The organism is Herbaspirillum sp. BH-1 (genome assembly GCF_002870055.1).
GTDB classification, from domain to species: Bacteria; Pseudomonadota; Gammaproteobacteria; order Burkholderiales; family Burkholderiaceae_D; genus Herbaspirillum; species Herbaspirillum frisingense.
In genome coordinates this window covers 157,848-170,298 of sequence record NZ_PKOI01000006.1, presented here as the reverse complement: position 1 = coordinate 170,298, position 12,451 = coordinate 157,848, and the positions used below count along the sequence as shown (strand labels likewise).

The window sequence follows — 12,451 nt, the reverse complement described above, 5'->3', positions numbered from 1 at the left end:
GTTACACGTCCGTTCAGTATCTTCCTTGCATATAATTCGCCAGCACTGCATATGCGCTGGAGATTTCTTTCAGCGCCTCATTTGCTTGGGGCACTGCAACACCTGAATTTGGTCGATACTTAAACACCAGTTTTTGACGCGCAGTCTCTACGTCACCCCATGACGCTGCTTTTGTTAGTTCAAATAAGCACAGCGCCCGTTGAACATCATCCCCGACGCCGGCGACACATCTGCATGGCGCTCCTAACACAGCAGATTCCTGCTCAACCTTCTTCTGAGAATTTAACTGTGAATTTGATACTTTCTCTGGCTCCTTCGGATTAGCGCTCGCTTTCACCAAATCAAGTAACTTCCCGGATTTGGCGGAGGTCCTGCTCTCAAGAACCTCAACCAGGGAATCTCTCACACCCGTCACTCCAAGAAATGATTTGTACACAATCTCCAACTCCGGCAGCAACAGGGATTGAAACAGCCGGCCTGACGCGTTCGCCGCAAACACCTCCAAAACTCGCTTGTTCAGCGCAATGGCTTTCGGAGTATTTCTGTGGCGGAGTTCTTTAACCAATTCCAGCGCAACGATTACATCCCCATTTGCCGCGTCGAATTTCTCTATGAGGTCAACAATCGAGAGACTGAGCAAAGGACGATTCATGCTACAGCGGCTCCTTTCCCTTCCTGTTCGTCGTCATTCGCAGATTCAAGTGCGGCCGATGCTATTGGGTCGATAACGCGACGTTCAACGTACTTTGTATTGTCGACATCTTCAGCACCTATTGCATCAATTCCCATTCGTTCCATCGTTGCAAAGAGGTCTGCTAGAACTTCATCTTTTCTCATGTAGTAGCTGGATGCGAAACATCTCCAGAACGTCCAGCCGGCACGCTCCAAGATGCGTTGGCGTGTCATATCATCAAGCCACTGACCTGGTCCGTGGAAACGGTCGCCATCGAGCTCAATTGCCAATCTACGGTCCTCAGCCCCCTCAACCACAAAGTCAATTTTGTACCCTCCGACTTTGACCTGCGGCTTGATGCGATATCCCTTTCCAGTAAGGACGTCGTATACGTCGCGCTCGAAGCCTGAATCACAGAGCTCACGCAAGTTACTGACTTCCTGGGCATCTTGCTTGAACGGCGCTGCAAAATGTCGAATGAGTTTTGCCCGCAGGTCTTCGGGCTTCATATCAGCCTCATCGACCGACCGGAAGAGCATCATGCGTTCTCGAGCTCGAGAGGCTGCCACGTTATAGCGCTGCTCGAATGTCGCGGCGCTGCTTGTCGCCCTGTCTCCTTTCGCAGACACCATGGATACAAGCATGATGTCTCGTTCACCGCCTTGGAAAGTAGGAGGCGTCCCTACCATGATGTGCCGCTCGAGGATTTCATTCATTGGAATCCGCTGATGTACAAGGTCATGGATATGGGCGGCTTGCGCGGTACCCTGCAAGGTTACGACGCCGATACTCCGCCCCGATAGTGTGGAATCTCCAATAATGCGTTCGATTTCATCAACTATCGCGTCTGCCTCCGGCGGATTCAAATCCCCCTTTCTATAGCCGCTCTTCACATACACATCAATGAGCGGCGGGTCGAGACGCTCGGAACGACGAGGAATACGCATCGGTCGAATTTCATGCTGATAGAACTCCCGTTTGGAGAATTCGATAATCGCGGGAACGCAACGGAAATGCTCCTTCAACATGGTCGAATTTCCAGCGAAAACGACCCGCGCCAAATCATAAATCGACTTATCGGGAGTCATTTCAGAGCCATGGGGCTGGCTAGCCAGGAAGCGATGATGCAGCTCTTTAATCTTCTCTTCCGCCATCCCGACGGCCCCCGGAGAGACCTGCTTATGGTCTCCGACGATAAGAAGTTTTTTCCCTCTCAGCAGAACTGGGAAGGCCCAAATATCTGATTGCGAAGACTCGTCAACAATAACCAGGTCAAAAAGACCTAGTTCAGCCGGAATACTTTCCGAAACACGCCACTGAGGCATAACCCAGCAAGGTACTGCTGAATAAGCGCGAGTCATCGCCTCTCGAGCATTTCGTCGATGACGGATTGCTCGAATACCTGTGCCACTGCCGACCGATTGAATCGAGTTCAGATATTGCTGTAATGCCTGTTGCACCGATTCGGGGGAATTTTTATAGACCCCTAGCCATGTCTTCGCCGCAATTAGTTCTTTGTAGACGCGACTGAGGGAGCGCTCAGTTTCATGCCGCTGCGTCTGCAGCTTTTTGAGCTCTTCGTGCACATCGATGCTATCTAGGAACGTTCTTGCGCAGCGCCAGAACCATGCTTCTAGCCAATTGGAAGGAGTCAACAAATCAACTTCGCCCGTAGCGACCTCGGTCCGCAAACGTGCAGCCCACCTTGGCGCACCGGCTCGTTCAACCAGGTCTGCCACTTGGGCAACCGTGTCCAACATTCCCCGAAGTTCGTGGACACGGCGTAGTTCCGCCAATTTATCCGCCCATTCAAGGCCGATGTATTCTGGTGCCCTTTCGGGATTTCCCAACTCGTGCCGTAAGAATGCGTTCAACTCAGTTGTAATTGCTCCGCTCTTCTGCTCGAGCTTTGATAAATATTCTGCAACCCGAAGAATTGCGTAGTTAAGACGATTCTTATCGAGATGCTGAGCAAGTGCTGCGAGCAGCACCTCGGCGCCTCCCTCGCCCGCTGCAAGGACTCGTTTGCCAAAAACAGCCTCCACTTTAGCGGGCAACGCACGCTCATATCCTTGGACGAAATCCTTGAGGCGGTCCACCTTCTTGGCAAGGTCATTTAGGCTGCGCAAGGGGCTAGAGTCGACGTCAGCATTCGGTAAATCATATTCGCCCGCCACGGCATTCCAGCGAAATACCAGCTGCCGAATATCCTTTCTCAGCTGACATGTTGCGGCAACAGCTTTCCAACCTTCGGCGCCAGCAGGCTTGGCACCGGATACGGTGACTGAAACGACAATCTCACGCGCGTCTTTCTTTCCAAACGGAAGTGAGAACGCACTTTTCCCTTGAATGAGACGACCCAGAGCCTCCATGAAATCGCTATCCGATTCAGCATTCGCTGGAAGCTCCACCGGGGCCTTCATGAGATTTTTCCGCTCGACTTCCAGAGACTCCACTATCGCAAGCAGTTCGCCCAGCTGGACAAGCACTACATCGGGCTGGGACTCTTGATATGCCTTCGACAAACTCGAAACCCAAGGAGCGCCATATCCTTCAACTTCTCTCTGGAGCTCCAGATAGGACTCAAGGAAGGGGACCAGCTCCTGTGCCCTCATCAAGGTCTCAGGAGTGGCATCAGTAAGCGGCAATGTCGCCCCCGCCTTAACCTTAGACTCAATCTGTCGAGCTCGCACCAAGTCATCGTGCAGTGCTGCTAGCTCAGGACCAGAGCAGAAGTCATCAACAGATGGGAGCTTTGCTGGCAAATACCCCAAATCTTCTCTGAGAGTAACGCGCGCGGTGTGAGCATCTGCGATGATGTGCTCCGCAAACGGCACGTTCCCATTTCGGACGGTGTCTAAGGAGTCATCTAGCCAACCAAAGTCATCTTCATTTTCTAGAACAAAATGCGCCAGGTCAGGAGGATTCATCTCCCGTCCATGCAACACGAACTTAGTCATGTGCTGTCTCGCAAATTCCGCAATATTGGAATCTATCGCGGCGAGCTTGCGATGCATCTCGTCCAATTGCTGTTCCAAGTTGCTGATGTCTTGCGCAACCCGTCCCGGCTGTAACGAGCTGACGCGTGTGGCAATTTCTTGAATCGAAGCTTCAAACTGCTTCATGCCTGCCTTATCTTCCGAAAGCAGCGCGACGCAGAGCGGGCGAATCGACTCAGGAAGCTTTTCCTGAACAACTGAAAGAGCTGCCTCCCCCTTTGAAGTCACCAACACTCGCTTACCTTGCGCCAAGTAGTGACTGATAATATTCGCAATCGTGTGCGTCTTGCCCGTCCCTGGCGGCCCTTGAACAACCGAACCATTTCCGGTTTCCAACTGCTGCACGATAGCGACTTGCTCGTCGTTATATGGCATTGGGAAGTACAGCTCACGAACACCCTCCGCAGAGCTACTGGATGACAAACCTCTAAAGAGAATCGACTCCGGCGCCTTGACCTCTGCGCTACCACGCTCGACAAAGCCACGAATAACGTCCGGCACCTCTACGTTATCTTCCAGCTTAGAAATGAGCCGCTCGATGTCTTGCAACAGAATATGCTCAGAGCGTTTCCTAGCGTAAAACACCCAAGTGTCAGTGACGCAGAGTTTCTCAGTCGCATCTGGCATGAGACGGTCTTCTGGCGTCAGGTAATGTCCATTGGCGTCAAGGTTTGCCACTGCATTCTTCAAAACCCGCTCAAAAGTCAAAGAATCAAATGGAGTCAGGTTATTCGCCGCTGCTGCCTGATCTGCCTTCCAAAAGCCCATTACGGCTGGAACACCAGCATTCTCTATCTCGGCATAACAATCCAACTCTACCCTTGGCTCCATATCTCGCGGGCGCACCTCGAGCGCATACGTACGGTCATTCAGAGTCAAATCGCACAACTGAGTGATGAGGGGATGCTTAATGGTCTTTCCTTTGCCCTCTGGACGCCAGATAGTGTGACCAATACCCCAAACTAGCTCGATAGGCGTTTCGGCTCCTTCTGTGGCCATATGCTGCTGAAGAGAAAACAGCTTTGCATAGACGGCCATCGTCTTCCGCCGCTCTTTCTCGACCAAAGCCCAGGGCGTCCAAAGATGCTCCACATACCAGTCAAAAAGTTCTTTGACCTCGGGGTGGTCTTGCAGCTTCAGGGTAATAACCTCGGCATCCTTCTTATTGGAGGATTTCTCGATGAGTTCTGTACGTAGTTCTGGCTCTTTACTTGGAGACTTCGAAAGTACAAGCCACTTCGCAAGATTTTCATCTGGCTGTGGCGGGTTGACTTCCATTAACCTCGGAACACGCAACCACACGTCATCGCCATTTTCGACCTGATTAAACTCGAGCCCTGGAATTGCGCGCATATCGGACTCGAGAGCGGCAAAGTATTCCGTCGGCACCGCAATTGGAGCGGTTTTAGTGAGCTTTTCAACGTGCTTGATGTAATCCAGCACCTCAATCACGGGTGCATTTTGAGTTATGGTCATTGAATTTTCTTTGTTCAACACCAAGGAACGGCTTCCCGCGCATCAAAAGATGGCTAACCAATTCGATGGATTTTCTACGAAGTTCCCCGCGATGGCATAACGCTTGCGCTCGAACTCCCTTGCTCAGCGTTGCACCTCATCGCCCCTAGCGATTCTCATACAATTTTAACGGTGATTTTCAACGCGAAGAGATGACAAGGCATCACCAAAAGAGCCGCCTCCGTAGTACATCAAAGCAGAAAAACAACGCAGAGGTGAAGCAAGAGTTACTGCCCCCCCCCAGCACCTCAAGGAACTGGTCATCACCACCACGCAAGACAATCGTGGTTGTCTGATAGAGGCGACTCGACTTCAGAACATACCGCTGCTCACAGAGATCACTCCCTTCCATAGATAAGAGAAAAACATCTGAATTTTTGGATTTCCCATGGAAACCGGTGGCCTCTGTTTTGCAGCTCCTGCGTACACGCTATACATCGAATCACTCAACTGAGACGCTTGCAAGGGCAGCTCTCAAGGTTTTCAAAGAAGAGGCCCAATCCAGTCGTTCCTGCTCGAGACGAATGCGCTCCCCCCACGTGTGGGTCCGCAGATTACCGTAGACCGATGTCTCTTCCTCAGTGAGTCCTTCGAAAGAAATATCCGCGCATTGCACGGGCTCCCTCCCCCAAAGCGATTGATGCGCTAAAAGCGTTACTTCATCCATAAGCACAGACCGAATCCGAGGAACGGTCCGGCGCGCCCTATCTAGGATCGCGAAGCCGTGGGTGTCAATATCCCCCCAATACAGAACTTCAGCCGCTCGCAACCATGGAAGTGCTTCTAACGCGTTCACCGCATTCCCGAGCTTCATAATAAGCACGGTGTTCGCGATATCAGGAAGCGCTAACCCTGTTTCGAGGTTCTCAACAACCACTACAGCCAAAGGGGAAATTGGTAAGCTGCCAAGCTCCTTAACAGGAGCCTCAATATCCCCCAACCCTCCCACGAGGCTACGCAGCTTAGGACAGAGCAATCTGATGCGTACTCTATGAGCCGGCTTCTTGAGTCCAGCCAGTGTATGGAAATCACTGCCCTCACTTCCGCCTTCCCGTATCGCTCGAAGAAGCGCTGCAACTAAGCCAGTACGAGCCTCCAACCACTTCGTGTCTAGCCCCTCTACTGGGAGTTGTCGCAGATACAGACCCGAAACCGGATTGGCATTCAACCACGTAAGCAAGCTTACCAAGCGGTCAAAGTCCTGCGGTGAATAGTCTGCAAGCACATCGAATCTAGAAGCCAATACATTACCCCGAGCAAGGACCGGCCATCGGCTCGACATCTGCTGATATCGCTCGCCAGCTATCGCCCAGCGCTTGGACTGACCAACCGCAGCAGCAACCACGGCGGCGTTTTCAAAGCTCAGCTTACTGGGCAATTGATGCCTGCCAAATCTCGCAAACTTCTTCTCTTCAAACAAGACTTCCCCTGGACCAACCCGAGACTGCCAATCAGCCGCCCAAGCTCTGACCGAAGAAACATCCTCCGCGATATCCTTGTCTGTTGGAACTCCCAGGGCGATAACTAGCGGCCAAGTTCCTTCACCCGACAGCCAATTCTGATGCTGGTTGTTAAAGCGACGAACCAATAAATATTGCGCAGTCTCAAGGGACAGTAGTTTCTTCGACATTACGTATATCCTGCGTCAGCTTCAGCCGATGGTATTCACTATCGTATTCGATTGGTATGACTGCAGATTTTTTGCGATCCTTGATGTGCACAAAGCATGCTCCACCGATGAATGGCTCCAGCGTCATCACGGACTTCAACGGGGTCGCCACAATCATCTGGAATCCGAAGGTCTTGAAAATATTCATGGCCATGGCAGTGAATTCCGCATCAGCCTTATCAAACGCTTCGTCCAACACAACGGTCGAGTAGCTAGGCAATGCCCTGTCTTGGCCTCCAAGCTGGTACCGCAACGCTGCTGCCAAACACGTTGCCGCTAGTTTCTGACGCTGCCCACCTGACTTGCCCGCCCCGCTCCGGTAGACCTCAACCTCCAGATCATCCTCGTCCAGTTCCCGAGCCACAAACTCCACATGCTGCCGTACATCGAGTACGAAATTTCGCCAATTCTTATCTGTGGTTTCCTGGCTCGCCAGACGTTTTACCAATGCAGCCAACGTCTTGAAGCGTTCTTCGGCTAAGTCTCGGTCGTTGGAGAACGAGTGGCTAAGCGACTCTCTAAGACTGGCGCGGAACAGACGCACATCCTCGATAGCCTTATCGTTCGTATCAATGACAAGGTGCGTTTTTTGATTGAATGGGGCCGTCCGCAAGCTTTCATTGACAAGCTCCATACGCGCACGAATGGCAGAACGTTCCTCGTCCAGCTTTGTGGCAAGCAACGTAAGATTCTGATCACTTTGCTCTCGCAGAAGACTAAAGAATCGGTCTTCGAATGCAGGAAGATTGTCGTCTTCCAAGCGCTTGAGTTTCGCAAGATAATCATCGGCACTATCGAGCGTGGCATCCAGTCCACCAGCAAGTGCTGGCCACAAACGATTGAAATCCGTAAAACGCTGCACGATGGAGTTGCGAAGGCTCGAAAGCCGACCTTCGAGTATCCGCAACTCCGAGTTCAAGGCGCGGTCGACCAGGGTGGTTACATGGTCAAGACTTTCTAAAGTAATTGCTTTCTCGGTGGCCTCATATCGAACAAGAATCTGGTCTGCGAATACCGGAGGGCGATCTGACGTTGGCCAAAGACGAGCGAGCGCCTCTAGTCGCTGGTTCACATTGCTGATTTCGGTCGCAATGGTCTGCCCATTGCTGTCCTCTGTATTCTTCGTCGACACCGCCTTGGAATACGCCTTCTCTTGCAGGATGATACGGTCATTCAGGATGGCCAAATCTGGACGCGCATCGCTCTCGGCCTTCAACCGAATAGAAAGGTCATCAATTCGCGTCAGTAAAGACCCAACGTCCACATCGTTCCACGTCAAGTTCGATAAATTTTGGCAGTGCAGCATCTGCCCTTGTTGGGCATCCTCCTCCTCCCCAATTTTGCGAATGGCCTTTTCCAACTCGCCAATACGCCCTCCACTCTCAGCTGCCTGCAGCTTAAAAAGCGCCAATTTCTCTTTATTATCGAAGCCCAAGACCCATTGACTGCGGTCATCGACAGAATAGCGGTCATTCTTTTCATGCCGCATGGTACTGTGCTTGACCTGACCCTCTTTCGTAACCGCACGTGAAGCATTGCGGAACGTTTGCATACTGTCGGCGCATTCGAAATCGAAGGAGCGCTTAATCTCCTCCCGAACCCAGTCCCCGAAATTACCTGATGCCATACTAAGCTTCCGCACAAGGGAGTTTGGTCCGAGAGGGCGTACCGAGGTTTGAGGAATGGTTCTGAAGTACACCAACCGTTCACCGATGTTCCGTTCGTTCAGGTATGCAGACACTGCTGTGTAATGCTTTTCATCCACAAGAATAGAGCGAGCGAAGCCGCCGAGGACGCGCTCGATGGCACCGCGCCACCCGGCCTCCTCGGGGCGCACCTCGACCAGCTCACCGACAAAGGGTAACCTCTCCTCAGGAATCGAGAGGTCCTGAGCCATTCGCTCCCTCAGGCCAACTAGCCGTGCCGGCAAATTCGATTTCTGGCGCTCAAGCGCCTTAACTTCAGCGACAAGCTTCAGAAATGCCTCATTTTCCTTCCGCAGCATCTCCTTAACACCATCTTTTCGTTCTTCGACCTCGTTTTTCAAATCACGAGCCTTTAACACCCGCTGCTTGGCAGCCTCGACACGCTGGACAAACCACACTACAGAATCAGGAACGGACCATCCCATGGCATGACATGCCGCAGCAGCCATGTCGCGCTTTGCCATACGGCTGATTTTTTCAGATTCTGCTGCCTTGATATCCTCTTCAAGACGAACGAGAACATCAGCCCCCATATTGAGCTTCTGCTTCTGCAGGTCAGTCAACTTTCCGAACTCATCCTCAGCAACTGCCGCAAGGCGCAAAGATTCCTGCCTCGAACCCTCTCTATCCACTTCCAACTCAGCATTACGCTCGTCAAGCAGAATTTTTCGACGATATTCCCGATATTGGTCAATAGCAGTCTGTATTGCCTCTAATCCGTTGTGTTCAAGTTTTACCCTATCCAGCTCCCAGTGTTCGTCACGTGCGGGGGCCAAAGTTTGAATCTGCTTACGCGCCGCCACTACTTCTTGATGCGCCTCGTTCAGCTCACCGAATTCATTGACCAAGCTTGCCGCTATGCCAAAGGTTTCGGGCTCGTCCAACATGAAGTCTCTCAAGAATGCATTGAGGTCACCAAGATTCTTAGCGGACTGCGTCTTATGCAACAAGCGCAACGCACGCTCGTTCTCTATGCCCAGCAGCCGGCGGAAGCGCTCTTGGTAGGCACTGAACTCCGTATACACTCTTGCATCAGGCAAGTCGTGCTTGAAGCGGCGAGCGTCAAACTCGTTCTTCGCGAAGAACTCCAGCTCTTGGATATCAAACTCCCGTTCAAGCGTCAAAAACACCCGTTTGGCATCTCCAGGTGCAGTCGAGCCCCCCTTTACCCATAGCACTTGAGCGAGCACCACCACTCGCCCCAATTCATCACGGTAGGTCTCAGCGATGGCGGACCACGTCGTGCCGCTGCGTAAATACTGCGACACATATTCGCCCGCCTCGCCAGTTTGCTGCGCCCAAGCTCCGCGAAGGTACGTCATCACGCTACGATCCCGACCACTGCGTTCTGCCTCGCGCGCAGCAACGTTGAAGTCTACCCATCTCGGCGGAGTCAGAAGTGCGGCGTGTGCATCCAAGACCGTCGACTTGCCGGACCCAGAGGGGCCAACAAATAGATAGCCTTCTTTCGAAATGGGGAAATCGAATACGTTCGAGAACGTCCCCCAATTGAATGTCTGAATTCGGGCGAGACGGTATTGATCATGGCTACCGCCCAGTGGTTCGGCTTGATTGAGCAGGTTCATTGAACGTTTTCCTCATCATCCACCAGCGATGTATCGTCATCACCGCCAGCACCTTCATTGGCACTACCTCCGCGCGGGGATGCAACCAAAGAAACATACGTGCGTGTGAGCTCTTGAATTTCCTCAGCGGAAAACAAGAGTTTTAGTGTCGGTGAGACCTCGTAGCGCTCCCCTGATCCGCGGATTGACTGCAACAGACTCAGCTTTTTCGCCTTGTCGATAGCATTGATAATTTGCCGTCCAAACTTGGCGTGATCGGAGTTGTTCTCTTTCTCAAACACTACCAAATGCTCTTGCATATCTTCCCTCGACACGACCGCACGTTCACCTTGAGCGTCGGCCTGAGTCAACCTCTGCCGCAGGAATAACAACAGGGCCGTTTCCAGGAATGTGAGCGAAGCTTTTCGCAGCAGAATGGGGACATCCAATTCTTCAGAAACAACTTGCCGTGTAAAAGCAATTTTCTGCTCATGGTCGATCACGACTTCCAGAAAAAGGTCATGCATCCGCGAACGGATGACGGCCTCGTCGCGCAGCAAAACAGGCCATAGCTTTGACTGACGCCGAGCGTCCACGGAGGGCCCCAGAAGAAGCTGTACCAGAACCCTGCGAGTATCAATGGGCAGTGTTCCCACATCTCCCTGGAAGCTAACCGCTTCGCTGCCAGAGGAATCTGCGGCTACATCGCCTGCCAGCGAATCATCCATCGAGTCAGTCAACGAGTTCAAGATAGCGCTCCCTCATGAAATAGATGGCGGGGACCTTAGCGCGACGTTGTACCTCGTCCTTCCCCGCCCAGAACACAAGCTCTGTGCCGTCGGTCACCTCCCCATGCTTAGAACCTAAGGCGACATACCCAACTACACTCCCCAAACCTTGCTCCGCGGGGTATTCAGCGAGCACTTGTGCAATAGAAACCTGAGATTGCCGCTCCAAGATTTCGCGTACATGAGCCTTGAGCGTTCGAAAATCGATTTCGGATTGCCGGACCAACTCACTCACTGTTTCAAGGTCAAGGTCGGATGGCTCTGCTGCTTGCATCGACGAATCGGTCACACGCTCTGCCGGGTCATACAATAACCACTGGGATACTGATCGGATTCGGCTACTAGACTGCATGAGTTCAAAACCCATTTGTTCATTTGGCCGAACTGTATCTTTGACATCTAACGCGGCTTGGGTCGCCGCTTTAATGAGACCATGCAGCCGCCGATGTTCGAGAAACTCTCTGCTTTGAACAAAGCTCTTGAGACTACGAGCAAAATTCTGCAGTACATCATGCACACCTCGCCCTTCGTTCAACAAAGCCCCCGTCAGCCCCAATAGGAATTTTCGCTCCTGCGACTCCAACTGTCGTGCAAAGGGACGACCAGTCACTTCATCCAACGACTCACGTAGCGTCGCAGCCTGCTCGCTATCAGTCAGCAGTCTCCAAAACGCATGAAATGTTCGGCCCGCTTCGCTTTCCCCTATGAGATCAACCCCGGCAAATAGCTGCTCGAGTACATCACCGCGACTACCTTCATTCTCCATCAGGCTCTGACGTAGCCCTCGGTTTAATCTTTCGAACTCATCTCGAACACTGCGAAAATCAGCCGCGAGCTCCTGCGCCAAAGCGATGACTTCTCGTGCCCGTTCCACAGCCCTATCTGGGGCAAGTTCCGTCACTCCTACACGCTCTACCTCATCAATCGCCCGGTCAATACGGTCACGCTCAGCGCGAAGCGCTGCCAAGCGCGCTTGTGGATTAGTGTTAGTTTCCTCTGCCAGCCGCGACAGCTGGTGAATAACAACAGACAACCTACTTTCGGTCGCAGTAGTACGAGGTTTCAAAATTCCGGTGATAAAACGTAGCGCTGCTAGCGCGTCCGCCGACAGTTCATACTCTTCTTCAGAGGCTCCTGTGGGAAACCTTCGGGTCAACCACCCTAGGCTGAGCCATTCCGCGACATATGCCTGCGTTGTCTGCGGAAGCTCTTCTCCTACCGCTCGCAACGCGTCAAGGTCCCGGGTCAGCCGTTCATGGAGCACTGAGCTGGGAAGTTCCTTTTCAGCGTCCATGAACAGAGACTGCAATAAGGCGATTACAACAGGTCCTTTAGTGGCAGCCAACAAACGCCAAAGTGGCTGCTCTCTTAGATTTCGGAAAGCAGCGGCGCCCCTCAGCGCCTTCATATCGCGCCCCAAGCAACTTCAAGCGCGCTAATCTTCCTCATTGAAACCTCCACGAGCCGGTTCTCTATGGCTCCAAAATCGTTCGTTGCGTGGACATGACCGGCTCTTGTCCAACGCAATAGACCCAA

6 protein-coding genes are annotated in these 12,451 nt (G+C 52.4%); all 6 read right to left on the bottom strand.

Annotation, left to right across the window (positions count from 1 at the left end):
- Positions 1-13: 13 nt before the first annotated feature.
- The 6 genes from HBH1_RS10540 to HBH1_RS10515 all read right to left on the bottom strand — a co-directional run bounded on the left by HBH1_RS10540 (position 14) and on the right by HBH1_RS10515 (position 12,323).
- A complete protein-coding gene (locus tag HBH1_RS10540; RefSeq protein ID WP_146012840.1) occupies positions 14-652 on the bottom strand; it encodes a hypothetical protein in 639 nt (212 codons plus the stop codon).
- Positions 649-5,148: an AAA domain-containing protein gene (locus HBH1_RS10535; RefSeq protein WP_102662727.1), complete on the bottom strand. Its 4,500-nt coding sequence runs from the start codon at positions 5,146-5,148 to the stop codon at positions 649-651. Before HBH1_RS10535 ends, HBH1_RS10540 begins: the two co-directional genes overlap by 4 nt.
- 481 nt (positions 5,149-5,629) lie before the next feature.
- Positions 5,630-6,817 (bottom strand): Wadjet anti-phage system protein JetD domain-containing protein, encoded by a 1,188-nt coding sequence (locus HBH1_RS10530; RefSeq protein ID WP_102662726.1) that lies wholly within the window; start codon positions 6,815-6,817, stop codon positions 5,630-5,632.
- Positions 6,792-10,148 carry an ATP-binding protein gene (locus HBH1_RS10525; RefSeq protein ID WP_102662725.1) on the bottom strand — a complete coding sequence of 1,119 codons (3,357 nt, stop codon included), beginning with the start codon at positions 10,146-10,148 and terminating at the stop codon, positions 6,792-6,794. The genes HBH1_RS10530 and HBH1_RS10525 overlap by 26 nt, the downstream gene beginning before the upstream one ends.
- Entirely contained in the window at positions 10,145-10,876 is a 732-nt protein-coding gene (locus HBH1_RS10520) for a DUF4194 domain-containing protein (protein WP_233207581.1), read from the bottom strand. Before HBH1_RS10520 ends, HBH1_RS10525 begins: the two co-directional genes overlap by 4 nt.
- Complete coding sequence (locus HBH1_RS10515; protein WP_102662723.1) at positions 10,860-12,323, bottom strand: DUF3375 domain-containing protein; 1,464 nt, start codon at positions 12,321-12,323, stop codon at positions 10,860-10,862. The genes HBH1_RS10520 and HBH1_RS10515 overlap by 17 nt, the downstream gene beginning before the upstream one ends.
- Positions 12,324-12,451 lie beyond the last annotated feature (128 nt).